This is a genomic window from Streptococcus mitis (assembly GCF_016658865.1).
GTDB lineage: Bacteria > Bacillota > Bacilli > Lactobacillales > Streptococcaceae > Streptococcus > Streptococcus mitis_BT.
This window is the reverse complement of the sequence record NZ_CP067992.1, coordinates 1,853,444-1,870,687: the sequence shown is the minus strand read 5'-3', so window position 1 is coordinate 1,870,687 and position 17,244 is coordinate 1,853,444. Positions and strand designations below refer to the sequence as shown.

Genomic DNA, 17,244 nt, shown 5'->3' with positions numbered 1-17,244 from the left:
TTATTCTATTTGAATTTCAAAAAGAAAGAAGAAAGAAATGAAAAAAATAGTTCTTGTTAGTCTAGCTTTCCTTTTTGTCCTGGTTGGTTGCGGACAGAAAAAAGAAACTGGAACAGCTACAAAAACAGAAAAGGATACGCTTCAGTCGGCATTGCCAGTTATTGAAAATGCCGAGAAGAATACAGTTGTGACCAAGACTTTGGTCTTGCCAAAGTCAGATGATGGCAGTCAGCAGATTCAAACGGTCACGTATAAAGGAAAACAATTTTTAAGTTTGACTATTATTCAAAAAAGACCAGTTACCGATGAATTGAAGACTTTTGTAACTGAGCATGGTGTAGAGGCTACTCAAAAAGCCCTCATTGAAGCTGAAGGTAAAGATACCTCAATTCAGGAAGCACGCAAGTTGCCAGGTTTTACGCTTGAGACGAAGCTACTAAGTGAAACAGAAATTCAAACAACAACTACTTATGATTTTCAGGTTTTAGATGTAAAAAAAGCTTCACAGGTTGAATATCTAAAGAATATTGGCTTGGAAAATCTTTTGAAAAATGAACCAAGCAAATATATTTCAGATAGATTGGCAAATGGTGCGACAGAACAATAGAAAATCCAAATAAATAGACTGCCTGAATTGTAGAAGGTAAGGAATTATGCTATAATGGTACTATTCTAAGGAAAGAGGGTGTTAGAATGGGATTTACTGAAGAAACAGTACGTTTTAAATTGGACGATTCCAATAAAAAAGAAATTAGCGAAACTTTGACTGATGTCTATGCTTCGTTGAACGATAAGGGCTACAACCCAATTAACCAAATCGTAGGTTACGTATTGAGTGGAGACCCTGCCTACGTTCCTCGTTATAATAATGCACGAAATCAAATCCGTAAGTATGAGCGTGATGAAATCGTTGAGGAATTAGTCCGCTACTACCTTAAAGGACAAGGAGTCGATCTATAACCTATGAGAATTATGGGATTGGACGTCGGTTCAAAAACGGTAGGGGTGGCCATCAGCGATCCGCTCGGTTTTACAGCTCAAGGACTTGAAATCATCCAAATCAATGAGGAGCAAGGCCAGTTTGGTTTTGACCGCGTTCAGGAATTGGTTGATACTTACAAGGTGGAACGATTTGTAGTGGGCTTGCCTAAAAACATGAACAATACAAGTGGACCGCGCGTGGAAGCTAGTCAAGCCTACGGAGCAAAGCTGGAAGAGCTTTTTGGTTTACCAGTAGACTATCAAGATGAACGCTTGACAACAGTTGCCGCAGAGCGCATGTTGATCGAGCAAGCAGATATTAGCCGCAACAAGCGCAAGAAAGTCATTGATAAGTTAGCAGCTCAGCTGATTTTACAAAATTATTTAGATAGAAAATTTTAATATAAAGGAGAGGCTATGTCACACGATCATAACCACGACCACGAAGAACGTGAATTAATTACACTAGTAGATGAGCAAGGAAATGAAACCTTGTTTGAAATCATTTTGGAGATTGACGGAAAAGAAGAATTTGGCAAAAACTATGCTTTTCTAGAACCAGTTAACGCAGAAGAAGACGAAGACGGACAAGTTGAAATCCTAGCTTGCTCATTCATCAAAAACGAAGATGGAACAGAAGACGAATGGCAATTAGTCCCAGAAGACTCAGAAGACGAATGGAACATGCTTGAAGAAGTCTTCAATAGTTTTGAGGAGGAGTGATACAGTCTGGGAGACTGTATCAGCCCAACTCCCAGAAATTGGAAGAGTTGGAACATCTGGGGAGAATTTTTACCCCAGATTAACATTCATAGGAGCTAGTTATTAGCTAACCAGGTAAGAGGTCGAGACGAAAATCCTGACCTCATTTTTTGTTATCTACGGAATTTTGCTAGGTAGTTGATTGAACCTTTAATTAAGGAGATGTATATGTTTGAAGTAGAAGAATGGCTCCATAGTCGGATTGGTTTGAATTTTCGATCAGGTTTGAGCCGAATGCAGCAAGCGGTGGATTTGTTGGGGAATCCCGAGAAGTCTTATCCTATTATCCACGTAACAGGAACTAATGGAAAAGGTTCTACCATTGCTTTTATGAGGGAGTTATTTATGGGGCAAGGCAAAAGAGTTGCGACCTTTACCTCCCCTCATATCGTCTCTATCAATGATCGAATCTGCATTAACGGGCAACCAATAGCTGATGCAGACGTCATCCGTTTGGCTAATCAGGTCAAGGAGATGGAGAAAACGCTTCTGCAAACCCATGATCAGTTGTCCTTTTTTGAATTGCTGACCTTGATTGCTTTTCTTTATTTTAGAGAGCAAGAGGTGGATTTGGTTTTATTAGAAGTGGGAATTGGTGGCTTACTTGACACGACTAATGTGGTAACTGGAGAGCTTGCTGTCATAACCTCCATCGGGCTTGACCATCAGGAGACTCTGGGTGACAGTATAGCAGCAATTGCAGAGCAGAAAGCTGGTATTTTTAAGGCTGGTAAAAAGGCAGTGATTGCTAAGTTGCCTTCAGAAGCTAGGCTTGTTTGTCAGAAAAAAGCAGACTCTTTAGCTGTTGACCTTTATCAGGCAGGTCAGGATTTTTCAACGCTGAATGGGAATTTTTCAAGCTCTTTACTAAATCTTTCGCAGTTGAAAATAGGCTTGGAAGGAGCCTATCAGCAGGAAAATGCAGCCTTGGCGTTGCAAGCATTTCTTCTTTTTATGGGAGAAGGAAAGGAAGTTGTTGATGAGCAGGCTGTAAGACAGGCTTTGAAGCAGACCCATTGGGCTGGTCGCTTGGAGCGTATTCGTTCTCAGATTTACTTGGATGGTGCCCATAATCTCCCTGCCTTGACTCGCTTGGTTGAATTTATCAAAGGAAAAGAGCAGGAAGGTTATCGTCCTAAAATCCTTTTTGGAGCCTTGAAACGTAAGGATTATCAGGGGATGTTAGGCTATCTGGCTGAAAATTTGCCTCAGGTGGAACTCAAGGTGACCGGCTTCGACTATCAAGGTTCTCTGGATGATACAGATGTAACAGGTTACCATGTAATTCCTTCTTATCGCGAATTTATCAGCAGTTTCGAAGAAAGAGCCGATACCCAGGATTTGTTGTTCGTTACAGGCTCACTCTATTTTATCTCAGAAGTACGGAGTCACCTACTGGGGCATGAGCAGATAAATTGACCTCCTTTTTTGAACTTGTTATACTAGGGGAACTGCCAGTTAGGAGGAAATTTCTCTAAATTGGTAGCAGAAAGGAAATTCATCATGAAATTAAAAACATTCACACTTTCTCTTGCTTCTTTAGCAAGTCTTAGTCTCTTAGTAGCTTGTTCACAAAGAGCTCAACAGGTTCAACAACCAGTAGCTCAACCGCAAACACAACAAACTCAACAATCACAAGCAGCTTCATCTTCTACAGAAAATACAAACCAGGCAACGACAAGTTCTTCACAAAATGCGCCTGAGGCTCAACCAACTAACATTGATGGAACTTATACTGGTCAGGACGAAGGAGATCGTATCACTTTAGTGGTAACTGGAACAACTGGCACCTGGACACAGGTAGAAACTGATGGGGAACAAGAAATCAAGCAGGTTAGCTTCGATCCAGCCAATCAACGCATGATTATTGGTGATGATGCCAAGATTTATGCAATCAATGGCAATCAGATGATTATTGACGATATGGATAGAGACGCGTCTGATCGCATTATTTTATCAAAATAGACTAGAAGGAGACTGGATTTTTCGGTCTCTTTTATGATTAGTCAGAAAAATGATCATAAATACTTGCCTTCTATCGAATACCTGAGTTATACTAGTATCAATTACCTGTTTTTACCATTCAAAATATCAAGGAGGGGATATGAAATATAGGAAATTTCAATTATTAATGTCCAAGTATGGCTTTAGTCTTTCGATTATGCTACTTGAACTTTGTCTTGTTTTTGGTCTCTTTCTTTATTTAGGGCGGATGGCTCCTATTCTATGGATTGTTCTCTTAATCTTTATGAGTATGGCGACTATCGTAGCTATTGTCAATCGTTCCATGGCGCCTGAAAGCAAGGTAATGTGGTTAGTGGTGACTTTTGTTCCTGTCATTGGCCCCTTGCTCTATCTGATGTTTGGTGAAAGGCGATTGTCCAAAAAAGAAATCAAGCAGTTGGACAAACTTGGTTCCATGCATTTTCGGGAGGATAATAGCAAAGCTCTCCGCCAGAAATTGAAGGAAGAGGATAAGGCGGCTTATGGAGTTATCAAATCTTTGTTAAGTATGGATAGCAACGCCGATGTCTATGATCGAACAGACTCACAATTCTTTTCTTCGGGTGAAAGCATGTGGCAACATATGTTGGAAGACCTCAAGAAAGCTGAAAAGTTTATCTTTCTAGAGTACTATATTGTCGAAGAAGGTCTGATGTGGAATAGCATACTAGATATACTAGAGCAAAAGGCAGCTCAGGGTGTAGAGGTCAAGATGCTCTATGATGATATCGGCTGTATGGCGACTTTACCTGGAGACTATACTATTCAGCTTCGTAGTCGAGGAATTGAAGCCCATAAATTTAACAAGGTGATTCCTCGTTTGACAGTGGCTTACAACAATAGGGACCATCGTAAAATCCTTGTCATAGATGGTCAGGTAGCCTATACAGGAGGCATTAACTTAGCCGATGAGTACATCAATCATGTAGAACGCTTTGGGTACTGGAAGGACAGTGGGATTCGCATAGATGGTCCTGGTGTCAAGGCTCTAACCCGTCTCTTTTTGATGACTTGGTACATCAATCGTGGGGAAATCAGCGATTTTGACCAGTATCACTTGGAAAATCAGCCTTGTTCTGGCCAAGGGCTCTGCATTCCTTACGGTAGTGGACCCAAGCCTATCTTCCGTACCCAGGTAGGGAAAAAAGTTTATCAAAGTTTGATTAATCAGGCTACTGATTCAGTCTATATCACAACACCCTATTTGATTATTGACTATGATTTAACTGAGAGTATTAAAAATGCAGCCATGAGAGGTGTTGATGTCCGCATCGTGACTCCTTTCATTCCGGATAAAAAATTAATCCAACTCATAACAAGAGGAGCCTATCCGGATTTGTTGTCAGCGGGAGTAAGGATTTTTGAGTATAGTCCAGGCTTCATCCACAGTAAACAAATCTTAGTGGATAAGGACTTTGCTGCAGTTGGAACCATTAACTTAGATTATAGAAGTTTGCTTCATCACTATGAAGATGCAGTTTTGCTATATAAAACGGAATCAATCACAGAGATTCAAAAAGATTTTCAGGAGATTTTTTCAGTATCTCAAGAAATTTTCCCTCATACGATAAAAAATAGCTGGTATCAGAAATTAATTAAGGAAATCGCCCAGTTATTCGCCCCAATCTTATAAGAAATCTAGGACTTAGGATACAACCCAGTCCTATTTTTCTTGCCTTTTACGAATAAGAAGATGTAGGAGGAACGATGCTGACTCAGAAAGAATTGGATTATATCATGTCATTTAAACAGACGCATTTACACCGATTTCGAGAAATTGAAACCTTTGTGAAACTATGCAAAAAATCACTCAAACAGCCATCGCAAGCTGACAATTTTAGGTCTTTTTGATATACTAAGACAGATAAATTGAATAGGAGAAACGATATGGCTGTATATGGCAGAATCGAAGAAGTATCCGAAACGATACAGAGGAATGAAATTGAAAATAGACTGGATAGGAAGCTTGAATCTCATGTAGAAAAAGAAGAACAGGTAGCTTTTCCGTTTTTTAGACTCATCATTGGAAGTACGATTGCAACGGTTTTTTCTGTGGTGATACCTTTACTTTTAGATATGGTAAGTCCTTCTCAGGCTCAGGATTTGTATATAGGGTGGGCTTTACATCAGGGAGGACAGCTCTACAGTAGCTATTATGCTGGTCAAGGTCTTCTTTATTACTTACTACTTTACATCACTCAGGGAGGCATTCTTTTTGCCTTGGTAGAATGGTTGGCTCTCTTAGGAGGAGGTTATTTCCTCTTTTCTTCGACAGAGTATTTGACGGGACAAAGGGAACAAGCCAAGCAACTCCTAACCATATTTTATATTTTGGTATCCGGTCTTGGTTTTGGCGGAGGCTACGCTACGATTTTAGCTCTACCGTTCTTATTTGCAGGATTTTCATTCATAGCAGCTTATCTATCAAATCCTACTCATGACAAGGGATTTTTACGTCTGGGGATTTTCTTGGCCCTATCATTTTTCATAGAGCCTCTTACAAGTCTTCTCTTTATTGCAGTAGTAACGATCGGTTTATTTGTCTTTAATGTTGGGCATGGTCGCCTTGCTCATGGAGTTTATCAGTTTTTTACAGCAGCACTTGGTTTTTCTCTCATCTTTTACCCAGTAGGCTACTATGTCCTTGCTTCAGGTGGCTTTGGAGAAGCTCTAGGAAGTCTTTTATATCCGATTGATTCCCTCCAGATCTCTACCAATCCTCAACTAATGGATAATGTTGTATTCTATGGTTTGTTGACCTTTGGTTTAGGAGCTCTCTTCCTTGTTTTTCTAGGATTGTTCCAATCAAAGGCATCAAGATTATATGTTATTTCCGTACCAGCTAGTTTTGCTTTCATATTTGTACTAGCCTTGTTGCTTTTTTCTCAAGAACCTCTTCACGGTTCGCGTTTGATTCTAATCCTTCCATTTTTACTCCTTCTTTTGATGACCAGTATTCGTGGGAAACATTTAGCTAGAGTAGCTCGACGTAGTAGAAGAGAAGAAGTTCCTACTTTATGGAAAAAATTCATGAAGGGAAATCTCTACCTACCGATCCTAGTGGTGGTTTACCTGATTGCAATTCCTTTTGTGGCTCGTTTTGTCTTGCATCCAGCTTCTTATAGAGAACAACATCAAGTGGTAGATAGAGTCAAACAAGAGACGAGTGATGGTGACCAAATCTATATTTGGGATTCACATGTTCAAATGTATAAAGAAAGCCAGCGTTTGGCTGGATCCATGTTCCCATCACCTCTTCTTTATACGAATACAGAAGCGAATAAAGCCAGCTTGATTCATGACTTGAAAGAAAATCAACCTAAGTTGATAGTGGTGAACGACAAGGTGGCTCTCTGGTCTGAGGCGGAGACACTCTTAAAAGAAAATTACCAACAAGTAATGACTGATTATTCAGAGTTTAAAGTCTATAAAATTAAATAAAAAAATCAATATCTTGTGTGTTTTTAAAAATTTTAGGATTTTTAACACAAGATATTGATTTTTCTTTTTAGAGTGGTATAATACTTTTTAGAAAGAACATTTTAGAAAAGAGCATGCATATGATTGCACTAGAAGAAAAAATTACAATTTTGCCAACTCTCTTCGTTGAAAAACGAGATGGGAGACGTGTTGTATTTGATGTGGACAAGATTGACAAGGCTCTCCACAAGGCGGCTGATAAGGTTATGGAAGTGACACCCTTGGTTGAAAAGCGCCTAAATGCTCTGACCGAGCGTATTGTCACAGAAATTCATAGTCGCTTTCCACAGGGAGTTAAGATTTATGAAATCCAAAATATTGTAGAACATGAACTTCTTGAAGCCAAAGAATATGCGCTGGCTGAGGAGTATATTACTTATCGGACACAGAGGGATTTTGAGCGCTCAAAAGCGACAGATATCAACTTTAGTATCCATAAACTTCTCAATAAAGATCAAGCGGTCGTCAATGAAAATGCCAATAAAGACAGCGATGTCTTTAATACCCAGCGTGATTTGACAGCAGGGATTGTTGGGAAGTCGATCGGACTGCAAATACTTCCCAAGCACGTAGCTAATGCTCACCAAAAGGGAGATATCCACTATCACGATTTGGACTATAGTCCGTATACCCCTATGACCAACTGCTGTTTGATTGATTTTAAGGGGATGTTGGAAAATGGTTTTAAGATTGGAAATGCAGAGGTAGAAAGTCCCAAGTCTATTCAGACTGCAACAGCTCAGATTTCCCAAATCATCGCCAACGTTGCTTCTAGCCAGTATGGAGGCTGTTCAGCTGACCGCATCGATGAAGTCTTGGCGCCTTATGCAGAGAAGAATTACCAAAAACACTTTAAGGATGCGGAAGAGTGGGTTTTGCCTGAAAAACAGGAAGATTATGCCTGGAAGAAAACGCAAAAAGACATCTATGATGCTATGCAATCTCTTGAGTATGAAATCAATACTCTCTTCACTTCAAATGGTCAAACCCCCTTTACTTCACTAGGTTTTGGTCTAGGAACTAGTCGTTTTGAACGGGAAATTCAAAAAGCTATCTTGACCATTCGGATCAAGGGTCTGGGTTCGGAACATCGTACGGCTATCTTTCCTAAACTCATTTTTACTCTGAAACGAGGTCTCAACTTAGAGGAAGGAACTCCCAACTATGACATTAAGCAGTTGGCTCTAGAATGTGCAACTAAACGGATGTATCCAGACGTCTTGTCTTACGATAAGATTATCGAATTGACTGGTTCTTTCAAGGTTCCTATGGGTTGTCGTTCTTTCCTTCAAGGATGGAAAGACGAGAATGGTGTAGAAGTCAATTCAGGTCGGATGAATCTAGGTGTTGTGACGGTCAACCTTCCTCGTATTGCCCTCGAGTCTGAGGGCGACATGACCAAGTTCTGGGAAATCTTCAACGAGCGTATGAATATCGCTGAAGATGCTCTTGTCTATCGTGTCGAACGGACCAAGGAAGCAACACCAGCAAATGCTCCTATCCTTTATCAATACGGTGCTTTTGGTCATCGTCTAGGTAAAGAAGAAAGTGTTGACCAGCTCTTTAAGAATCGTCGTGCGACAGTTTCGCTGGGCTATATTGGTTTGTATGAAGTAGCGACTGTTTTCTTTGGTAACAGCTGGGAAAGCAATTCAGATGCTAAGGAATTCACGCTAGACATTATTCGAGATATGAAACGCCGTGTGGAAGAATGGTCGGATCAATATGGCTACCATTTCTCAATTTATTCAACACCATCTGAAAGTCTGACAGATCGTTTCTGCCGACTAGATACAGAGAAATTTGGCTCTATTCCTGATATTACAGATAAAGAATACTACACCAATTCATTCCACTACGATGTTCGTAAAAATCCAACACCGTTTGAAAAATTAGACTTTGAGAAAGTCTATCCAGAAGCAGGTGCGTCAGGTGGTTTCATTCATTATTGTGAGTATCCAGTCCTCCAGCAAAATCCTAAAGCCTTGGAAGCTGTATGGGACTATGCTTATGACCGTGTAGGCTATCTAGGCACCAATACTCCGATTGACCGTTGTTACAAGTGTGACTTTGAAGGGGATTTTGAACCAACTGAAAGAGGATTTGCTTGTCCAAACTGTGGCAATAGTGACCCTAAAACAGTGGATGTGGTCAAACGAACTTGTGGATATCTGGGAAATCCTCAAGCAAGACCTATGGTCAATGGCCGTCACAAGGAAATCGCTGCGCGTGTCAAACACATGAATGCCTCAACGATTAAAATAGCTGGCCATCAAGTAACAAATTAGAAAGAAATGAAATGGGAAAATATCAATTAGACGATAAAGGGCGTGCACAAGTGACCCGTTATCACGAGAAACACTCTAAAGGTGGAGCTGGTAAGAAAGAACGCTTGCTCAACCTCAGAGAACAATTTTTAAACAAGAATAAGAAAAAATAAAAGTGAGAGTCAACTCTCGCTTTTCTCTTAGTGGGAGGTAAGGATGGAACTACGCAGACCAAGATTAACAGATAAGAAGGCTGTTATAGATATGATGGAGGAATTTGAAAAATATCAGTCGCCTCACGACGGTGGTTTCTGGGATACAGAGAATTTTTCCTATGAAGACTGGTTGGAAACAAATATGCAAAAGGAGATAGGAATTAACTTGCCTGAAAATCGTGTTCCTTCTATTCAATTTGTATCATTTGATGATGTAGGTCGTGCTCTAGGATTTTTGAATCTGCGATTGAGACTGAATGAGGGTTTACTGAATTATGCTGGCCACATTGGATACTCCATCCGACCGTCTGAAAGAGGCAAAGGTTATGCTAAAGGAACTCTCAGTCAGGGCTTGCAACTTGCTAAGGAAAAGAACATCAAGAAAGCTCTTGTTACCTGTAGCGTGAATAATCCTGCTAGTAGAGCAGTCATTCTAGCAAATGGTGGAATATTTGAGAATGCTCGTAATGGAGTCGAGCGTTATTGGATAGAGGTAGCGAATGAATAATCCAAAACCACAAGAATGGAAAAGCGAGGAACTCAGTCAGGGGCGTATCATCGACTACAAGGCCTTTAACTTTGTAGATGGAGAAGGTGTGCGCAACTCTCTCTATGTATCAGGCTGTATGTTTCACTGCGAGGGGTGCTATAATGTTGCTACTTGGTCCTTCAATGCGGGGATTCCCTATACAGCAGAATTAGAAGAACAGATCATGGCAGATCTTGCTCAGCCCTATGTTCAAGGCTTGACTTTGCTAGGAGGAGAGCCTTTTCTCAATACGGGTATTCTCTTGCCTCTCGTTAAACGCATCCGAAAGGAATTACCAGAAAAAGACATCTGGTCCTGGACGGGATATACTTGGGAAGAAATGATGCTGGAGACCTCAGATAAATTGGAACTCTTATCATTGATTGACATTCTTGTTGATGGACGGTATGATCGAACTAAGAGAAATCTTATGCTTCAGTTTCGAGGTTCATCCAACCAACGAATTATCGATGTGCAAAAATCGCTCAAAAGTGGGCAAGTAGTGATTTGGGACAAGCTCAATGATGGAAAAGAAAGCTATGAACAGGTGAAGAGAGAATGAAGAAAAAAGACCTGATAAAACAATTGGTTTCAGAGATAGAAGCTGGAAAAGTCAAAACACTGGGAATATACGGTCATGGAGCTTCAGGTAAATCAACCTTTGCACAGGAATTGTACCAAGCTTTAGATTCTACTACAGTAAATTTGCTAGAAACAGATCCTTATATCACCTCCGGACGCAATTTGGTAGTACCAAAGGACGCGCTAAATCAAAAGGTAACAGCCTGTCTGCCAGTGGCGCATGAACTGGCGAGTTTGGAGCGAGATATCCTCGCGTTGCAGGCGGGTATGGATATCTTAACAATTGAAGAACCTTGGAAAGCTAGTGAGGTCTTGTCTGGAGCAAAACCGATTTTGATTGTCGAAGGGATGTCTGTGGGCTTTTTACCCAAAGAACTCTTTGACAAAACCATCTGTTTCTACACGGATGAGAATACCGAATTAAAGCGGCGCCTAGCTAGAGATACGACTGTGAGAAATCGTGATGGATCCGTTATATTGGCTAGCCATCAGATGAGACGGGATCAGTATCTACAATATTATAAAGAAACTGAGTCAAGAGCGGACATTCTAGTGAAACAATCAGAAGATAAATTTGAGGTCAAGAGAACTTAAATTATATAGAAGAAAATCCGTAATTTTAGAAAGAAAAAATAGGAAAACAGTTTCATAGTAAAAAAACGAAAAAACAGCAACAAATCCCTTGCAATCGCAGGGGCTTTGTGTTATTCTATTATGGTGCTGTAAATTACAGCTTTAGCTTTGATGCAAGAGGTTGCGACACGCTCGGTTGCATTGCCACGCAACACCGCGTCGGTTTTCTTGTGGAGCTAGCCTATTATCTTAAATAGACGAAAAGGAGAAAAAGATGGCAAACAAAAAAATCCGTATCCGTTTGAAAGCTTACGAACACCGTACGCTTGACACAGCGGCTGCAAAAATCGTAGAATCAGCTACTCGTACAGGTGCACAAGTTGCGGGTCCGATCCCACTTCCAACTGAACGTAGCCTCTACACAATTATTCGTGCGACTCACAAATACAAAGACTCTCGCGAACAATTTGAAATGCGTACACACAAACGTTTGATCGATATCGTTAACCCAACTCAAAAAACAGTTGATGCCTTGATGAAATTGGATCTTCCAAGTGGTGTAAACGTAGAAATCAAACTTTAATCTAAAGCTTGATACCTTGAGCATAAAAAACGCTCGTTAAAAACTTTTTGAATAAAAAATATAGAAAAGGAACTATTTTCTCATGACAAAAGGAATCTTAGGGAAAAAAGTGGGAATGACTCAAATCTTCACTGAAGCTGGCGAATTGATCCCTGTAACAGTTATTGAAGCAACTCCAAACGTTGTTCTTCAAGTTAAAACTGTTGAAACAGACGGATACAACGCTATCCAAGTTGGTTTCGATGACAAACGCGAAGTGTTGAGCAACAAACCTGCTAAAGGACATGTAGCGAAAGCTAACACGGCTCCTAAGCGCTTCATTCGTGAATTCAAAAACGTTGAAGGCTTGGAAGTTGGTGCTGAAATCACAGTTGAAACATTCGCAGCTGGAGACGTTGTTGACGTGACTGGTACTTCTAAAGGTAAAGGTTTCCAAGGTGTTATCAAACGCCACGGACAATCACGTGGACCAATGGCTCACGGTTCTCGTTACCACCGTCGTCCAGGTTCAATGGGACCTGTTGCACCTAACCGTGTATTCAAAGGTAAAAACCTTGCAGGACGTATGGGTGGCGACCGTGTAACAATTCAAAACCTTGAAGTTGTACAAGTTGTTCCAGAAAAGAACGTTATCCTTATCAAAGGTAACGTACCAGGTGCTAAGAAATCTCTTATCACTATCAAATCAGCAGTTAAAGCTGGTAAATAATAAAGAAAGGGGAAATCAGTCACAATGGCAAACGTAACATTATTTGACCAAACTGGTAAAGAAGCTGGCCAAGTTGTTCTTAACGATGCAGTATTTGGTATCGAACCAAATGAATCAGTCGTGTTTGATGTGATCATCAGCCAACGCGCAAGCCTTCGTCAAGGAACACACGCTGTTAAAAACCGCTCTGCAGTATCAGGTGGTGGACGCAAACCATGGCGTCAAAAAGGAACTGGACGTGCTCGTCAAGGTTCTATCCGCTCACCACAATGGCGTGGTGGTGGTGTTGTCTTCGGACCAACTCCACGTTCATACGGCTACAAACTTCCACAAAAAGTTCGTCGCCTAGCTCTTAAATCAGTTTACTCTGAAAAAGTTGCTGAAAACAAATTCGTAGCTGTAGACGCTCTTTCATTTACAGCTCCAAAAACTGCTGAATTTGCTAAAGTTCTTGCAGCATTGAGCATCGATTCTAAAGTACTTGTTATCCTTGAAGAAGGAAATGAATTCGCAGCTCTTTCAGCTCGTAACCTTCCAAACGTGAAAGTTGCAACTGCTACAACTGCAAGTGTTCTTGACATCGCAAATAGCGACAAACTTCTTGTCACACAAGCAGCTATCTCTAAAATCGAGGAGGTTCTTGCATAATGAATTTGTATGATGTTATCAAAAAACCTGTAATCACTGAAAGCTCAATGGCTCAACTTGAAGCAGGAAAATATGTATTTGAAGTTGACACTCGTGCACACAAACTTTTGATCAAGCAAGCTGTTGAAGCTGCTTTCGAAGGTGTTAAAGTTGCCAACGTTAACACAATCAACGTAAAACCTAAAGCTAAACGTGTTGGACGTTACACTGGTTTTACTAACAAAACTAAAAAAGCTATCATCACACTTACAGCTGATTCAAAAGCAATCGAGTTGTTTGCTGCTGAAGCTGAATAATCTAAGGAGGAAATATCGTGGGAATTCGTGTTTATAAACCAACAACAAACGGTCGCCGTAATATGACTTCTTTGGATTTCGCTGAAATCACAACAAGCACTCCTGAAAAATCATTGCTTGTTGCATTGAAGAGCAAGGCTGGTCGTAACAACAACGGTCGTATCACTGTTCGTCACCAAGGTGGTGGACACAAACGTTTCTACCGTTTGGTTGACTTCAAACGTAACAAAGACAACGTTGAAGCAGTTGTTAAAACAATCGAGTACGATCCAAACCGTTCTGCAAACATCGCTCTTGTACACTACACTGACGGTGTGAAAGCATACATCATCGCTCCAAAAGGTCTTGAAGTAGGTCAACGTATCGTTTCAGGTCCAGAAGCAGATATCAAAGTCGGAAACGCTCTTCCACTTGCTAACATCCCAGTTGGTACTTTGATCCACAACATCGAGTTGAAACCAGGTCGTGGTGGTGAATTGGTACGTGCTGCTGGAGCATCTGCTCAAGTATTGGGTTCTGAAGGTAAATACGTACTTGTTCGTCTTCAATCAGGTGAAGTTCGTATGATTCTTGGAACTTGCCGTGCTACAGTTGGTGTTGTCGGAAACGAACAACATGGACTTGTAAACCTTGGTAAAGCAGGACGTAGCCGTTGGAAAGGTATCCGCCCAACAGTTCGTGGTTCTGTAATGAACCCTAATGATCACCCACACGGTGGTGGTGAAGGTAAAGCACCAGTTGGTCGTAAAGCACCATCTACTCCATGGGGCAAACCTGCTCTTGGTCTTAAAACTCGTAACAAGAAAGCGAAATCTGACAAACTTATCGTTCGTCGTCGTAACGAGAAATAATATTAAACTAGTCGCTTAAGCAACTAGTAAATCCGCCAGCTCGGTAGCGCTCCATGTGAGCGCAAGCCGCTGTGGTACAACATTTAAAGGAGAAAATATAAAAATGGGACGCAGTCTTAAAAAAGGACCTTTCGTCGATGAGCATTTGATGAAAAAAGTTGAAGCTCAAGCTAACGACGAAAAGAAAAAAGTTATTAAAACTTGGTCACGTCGTTCAACGATCTTCCCAAGTTTCATTGGTTACACTATTGCAGTTTATGACGGACGTAAACACGTACCTGTTTACATCCAAGAAGACATGGTAGGTCACAAACTTGGTGAATTTGCACCAACTCGTACTTACAAAGGTCACGCTGCAGACGACAAGAAAACACGTAGAAAATAAGGAGAACATAAATGGCAGAAATTACTTCAGCTAAAGCAATGGCTCGTACAGTACGTGTTTCACCTCGTAAATCACGTCTTGTTCTTGATAACATCCGTGGTAAAAGCGTAGCCGATGCAATCGCAATCTTGACATTCACTCCAAACAAAGCTGCTGAAATCATCTTGAAAGTTTTGAACTCAGCTGTAGCTAACGCTGAAAACAACTTTGGTTTGGATAAAGCTAACTTGGTAGTATCTGAAGCATTCGCAAACGAAGGACCAACTATGAAACGTTTCCGTCCACGTGCGAAAGGTTCAGCTTCACCAATCAACAAACGTACAGCTCACATCACTGTAGCTGTTGCAGAAAAATAAGGAGGTAAAATCGTGGGTCAAAAAGTACATCCAATTGGTATGCGTGTCGGCATCATCCGTGATTGGGATGCCAAATGGTATGCTGAAAAAGAATACGCGGATTACCTTCATGAAGATCTTGCAATCCGTAAATTCGTTCAAAAAGAACTTGCTGACGCAGCAGTTTCAACTATCGAAATCGAACGCGCAGTAAACAAAGTTAACGTTTCACTTCACACTGCTAAACCAGGTATGGTTATCGGTAAAGGTGGTGCTAACGTTGATGCACTCCGTGCAAAACTTAACAAATTGACTGGAAAACAAGTACACATCAACATCATCGAAATCAAACAACCTGATTTGGATGCTCACCTTGTAGGTGAAGGAATTGCTCGTCAATTGGAGCAACGTGTTGCTTTCCGTCGTGCACAAAAACAAGCAATCCAACGTGCAATGCGTGCTGGAGCTAAAGGAATCAAAACTCAAGTATCAGGTCGTTTGAACGGTGCAGATATCGCCCGTGCTGAAGGATACTCTGAAGGAACTGTTCCACTTCACACACTTCGTGCAGATATCGATTACGCTTGGGAAGAAGCAGATACTACATACGGTAAACTTGGTGTTAAAGTATGGATCTACCGTGGTGAAGTTCTTCCAGCTCGCAAAAACACTAAAGGAGGTAAATAACCAATGTTAGTACCTAAACGTGTTAAACACCGTCGTGAATTCCGTGGAAAAATGCGCGGTGAAGCAAAAGGTGGAAAAGAAGTAGCATTCGGTGAATACGGTCTTCAAGCTACAACTAGCCACTGGATCACTAACCGCCAAATCGAAGCTGCTCGTATCGCCATGACTCGTTACATGAAACGTGGTGGTAAAGTTTGGATTAAAATCTTCCCACACAAATCATACACTGCTAAAGCTATCGGTGTGCGTATGGGATCTGGTAAAGGGGCACCTGAAGGTTGGGTAGCACCAGTTAAACGTGGTAAAGTGATGTTCGAAATCGCTGGTGTATCTGAAGAGATTGCACGCGAAGCGCTTCGTCTTGCTAGCCACAAATTGCCAGTTAAATGTAAATTCGTAAAACGTGAAGCAGAATAAGGAGAAGGCATGAAACTTAATGAAGTAAAAGAATTTGTTAAAGAACTTCGTGGTCTTTCTCAAGAAGAACTCGCGAAGCGCGAAAACGAATTGAAAAAAGAATTGTTTGAACTTCGTTTCCAAGCTGCTACTGGTCAATTGGAACAAACAGCTCGCTTGAAAGAAGTTAAAAAACAAATCGCTCGTATTAAAACAGTTCAATCTGAAGCGAAATAATAGACTAGGGAAGGAGAAATTTCAATGGAACGCAATAATCGTAAAGTTCTTGTTGGACGTGTTGTATCTGACAAAATGGACAAGACAATCACAGTTGTAGTTGAAACAAAACGTAACCACCCAGTCTATGGTAAACGTATTAACTACTCTAAAAAATACAAAGCTCATGATGAAAACAATGTTGCCAAAGAAGGCGATATCGTACGTATCATGGAAACTCGTCCGCTTTCAGCTACAAAACGTTTCCGTCTTGTAGAAGTTGTTGAAGAAGCGGTCATCATCTAATCAAACCTGAAAGGAGAAAACTGAAATGATTCAAACAGAAACTCGTTTGAAAGTCGCAGACAACAGCGGTGCTCGCGAAATCTTGACTATCAAAGTTCTTGGTGGTTCAGGACGTAAATTTGCAAACATCGGTGATGTTATCGTGGCATCTGTAAAACAAGCTACTCCTGGTGGTGCGGTTAAAAAAGGTGACGTTGTTAAAGCAGTTATCGTTCGTACTAAATCAGGTGCTCGTCGTGCTGATGGTTCATACATCAAATTTGACGAAAACGCAGCAGTTATCATCCGTGAAGACAAAACTCCTCGCGGAACACGTATCTTTGGCCCAGTTGCACGTGAATTGCGTGAAGGTGGCTTCATGAAGATCGTGTCACTTGCTCCAGAAGTACTTTAATTTTTAGAAACAAACTAGTCCCCTAGCTTTAAGCTAGGGTGCCCT

25 protein-coding genes are annotated in these 17,244 nt (G+C 40.9%); all 25 read left to right on the top strand.

Annotated elements, in window-relative coordinates; all coding sequences use genetic code 11:
- Positions 1-37 precede the first annotated feature (37 nt).
- The 25 genes from JJN14_RS09190 to rplN all read left to right on the top strand — a co-directional run bounded on the left by JJN14_RS09190 (position 38) and on the right by rplN (position 17,199).
- Entirely contained in the window at positions 38-607 is a 570-nt protein-coding gene (locus JJN14_RS09190; protein WP_201058488.1) for an SP0191 family lipoprotein, read from the top strand.
- Between the two features lie 86 nt (positions 608-693).
- Positions 694-960 (top strand): IreB family regulatory phosphoprotein, encoded by a 267-nt coding sequence (locus tag JJN14_RS09185; protein WP_000507059.1) that lies wholly within the window; start codon positions 694-696, stop codon positions 958-960.
- A gap of 3 nt (positions 961-963) precedes the next feature.
- A complete protein-coding gene (ruvX, locus tag JJN14_RS09180; RefSeq protein ID WP_033684419.1) occupies positions 964-1,383 on the top strand; it encodes a Holliday junction resolvase RuvX in 420 nt (139 codons plus the stop codon).
- Between the two features lie 15 nt (positions 1,384-1,398).
- Positions 1,399-1,704, top strand: coding sequence for a DUF1292 domain-containing protein (locus JJN14_RS09175; RefSeq protein WP_201058487.1), 306 nt, complete (start codon positions 1,399-1,401; stop codon positions 1,702-1,704).
- A gap of 207 nt (positions 1,705-1,911) precedes the next feature.
- On the top strand, positions 1,912-3,162 hold the full coding sequence (locus JJN14_RS09170; RefSeq protein ID WP_201058486.1) for a bifunctional folylpolyglutamate synthase/dihydrofolate synthase: 1,251 nt from the start codon (positions 1,912-1,914) through the stop codon (positions 3,160-3,162).
- An 84-nt stretch (positions 3,163-3,246) separates the two neighbouring features.
- The gene (locus tag JJN14_RS09165) at positions 3,247-3,708 is read left to right on the top strand and encodes an SP_0198 family lipoprotein (RefSeq protein WP_201058485.1); all 462 of its coding nucleotides are present in this window, start codon (positions 3,247-3,249) and stop codon (positions 3,706-3,708) included.
- A 139-nt stretch (positions 3,709-3,847) separates the two neighbouring features.
- Positions 3,848-5,380 (top strand): cardiolipin synthase, encoded by a 1,533-nt coding sequence (gene cls / locus JJN14_RS09160; RefSeq protein ID WP_201058484.1) that lies wholly within the window; start codon positions 3,848-3,850, stop codon positions 5,378-5,380.
- A 254-nt stretch (positions 5,381-5,634) separates the two neighbouring features.
- Complete coding sequence (locus tag JJN14_RS09155) at positions 5,635-7,188, top strand: damage-inducible protein CinA (RefSeq protein WP_201058483.1); 1,554 nt, start codon at positions 5,635-5,637, stop codon at positions 7,186-7,188.
- Positions 7,189-7,307: 119 nt separating this feature from the next.
- Entirely contained in the window at positions 7,308-9,515 is a 2,208-nt protein-coding gene (gene nrdD, locus JJN14_RS09150; protein ID WP_201058482.1) for an anaerobic ribonucleoside-triphosphate reductase, read from the top strand.
- An 11-nt stretch (positions 9,516-9,526) separates the two neighbouring features.
- Complete coding sequence (locus JJN14_RS09145; RefSeq protein WP_000521618.1) at positions 9,527-9,667, top strand: hypothetical protein; 141 nt, start codon at positions 9,527-9,529, stop codon at positions 9,665-9,667.
- 43 nt (positions 9,668-9,710) lie between these two features.
- Entirely contained in the window at positions 9,711-10,217 is a 507-nt protein-coding gene (locus tag JJN14_RS09140; RefSeq protein WP_201058481.1) for a GNAT family N-acetyltransferase, read from the top strand.
- Positions 10,210-10,800 carry an anaerobic ribonucleoside-triphosphate reductase activating protein gene (gene nrdG, locus JJN14_RS09135; protein ID WP_201058480.1) on the top strand — a complete coding sequence of 197 codons (591 nt, stop codon included), beginning with the start codon at positions 10,210-10,212 and terminating at the stop codon, positions 10,798-10,800. Before JJN14_RS09140 ends, nrdG begins: the two co-directional genes overlap by 8 nt.
- Positions 10,797-11,414, top strand: a complete 618-nt coding sequence (locus JJN14_RS09130) for a uridine kinase family protein (protein ID WP_201058479.1) — start codon at positions 10,797-10,799, stop codon at positions 11,412-11,414. The genes nrdG and JJN14_RS09130 overlap by 4 nt, the downstream gene beginning before the upstream one ends.
- A 253-nt stretch (positions 11,415-11,667) precedes the next feature.
- Positions 11,668-11,976, top strand: coding sequence for a 30S ribosomal protein S10 (rpsJ, locus tag JJN14_RS09125; protein ID WP_001284513.1), 309 nt, complete (start codon positions 11,668-11,670; stop codon positions 11,974-11,976).
- A gap of 82 nt (positions 11,977-12,058) precedes the next feature.
- Entirely contained in the window at positions 12,059-12,685 is a 627-nt protein-coding gene (gene rplC / locus JJN14_RS09120; protein ID WP_000160197.1) for a 50S ribosomal protein L3, read from the top strand.
- A gap of 24 nt (positions 12,686-12,709) precedes the next feature.
- Entirely contained in the window at positions 12,710-13,333 is a 624-nt protein-coding gene (gene rplD / locus JJN14_RS09115; protein WP_000024537.1) for a 50S ribosomal protein L4, read from the top strand.
- A complete protein-coding gene (locus tag JJN14_RS09110; RefSeq protein ID WP_001055347.1) occupies positions 13,333-13,629 on the top strand; it encodes a 50S ribosomal protein L23 in 297 nt (98 codons plus the stop codon). Before rplD ends, JJN14_RS09110 begins: the two co-directional genes overlap by 1 nt.
- A 17-nt stretch (positions 13,630-13,646) precedes the next feature.
- A complete protein-coding gene (gene rplB, locus JJN14_RS09105; protein ID WP_000512911.1) occupies positions 13,647-14,480 on the top strand; it encodes a 50S ribosomal protein L2 in 834 nt (277 codons plus the stop codon).
- Positions 14,481-14,583: 103 nt separating this feature from the next.
- Positions 14,584-14,865 carry a 30S ribosomal protein S19 gene (rpsS, locus tag JJN14_RS09100; RefSeq protein ID WP_000533766.1) on the top strand — a complete coding sequence of 94 codons (282 nt, stop codon included), beginning with the start codon at positions 14,584-14,586 and terminating at the stop codon, positions 14,863-14,865.
- A gap of 11 nt (positions 14,866-14,876) precedes the next feature.
- Entirely contained in the window at positions 14,877-15,221 is a 345-nt protein-coding gene (rplV, locus tag JJN14_RS09095) for a 50S ribosomal protein L22 (RefSeq protein ID WP_000818137.1), read from the top strand.
- 12 nt (positions 15,222-15,233) lie between these two features.
- Positions 15,234-15,887: a 30S ribosomal protein S3 gene (gene rpsC / locus JJN14_RS09090; RefSeq protein ID WP_000529936.1), complete on the top strand. Its 654-nt coding sequence runs from the start codon at positions 15,234-15,236 to the stop codon at positions 15,885-15,887.
- A gap of 3 nt (positions 15,888-15,890) precedes the next feature.
- Positions 15,891-16,304 (top strand): 50S ribosomal protein L16, encoded by a 414-nt coding sequence (rplP, locus tag JJN14_RS09085; RefSeq protein ID WP_000960946.1) that lies wholly within the window; start codon positions 15,891-15,893, stop codon positions 16,302-16,304.
- Between the two features lie 9 nt (positions 16,305-16,313).
- The gene (gene rpmC, locus JJN14_RS09080; protein WP_000772918.1) at positions 16,314-16,520 is read left to right on the top strand and encodes a 50S ribosomal protein L29; all 207 of its coding nucleotides are present in this window, start codon (positions 16,314-16,316) and stop codon (positions 16,518-16,520) included.
- 24 nt (positions 16,521-16,544) lie between these two features.
- Entirely contained in the window at positions 16,545-16,805 is a 261-nt protein-coding gene (gene rpsQ, locus JJN14_RS09075; RefSeq protein WP_000440801.1) for a 30S ribosomal protein S17, read from the top strand.
- A gap of 25 nt (positions 16,806-16,830) precedes the next feature.
- Entirely contained in the window at positions 16,831-17,199 is a 369-nt protein-coding gene (gene rplN, locus JJN14_RS09070; protein ID WP_000616545.1) for a 50S ribosomal protein L14, read from the top strand.
- Positions 17,200-17,244 lie beyond the last annotated feature (45 nt).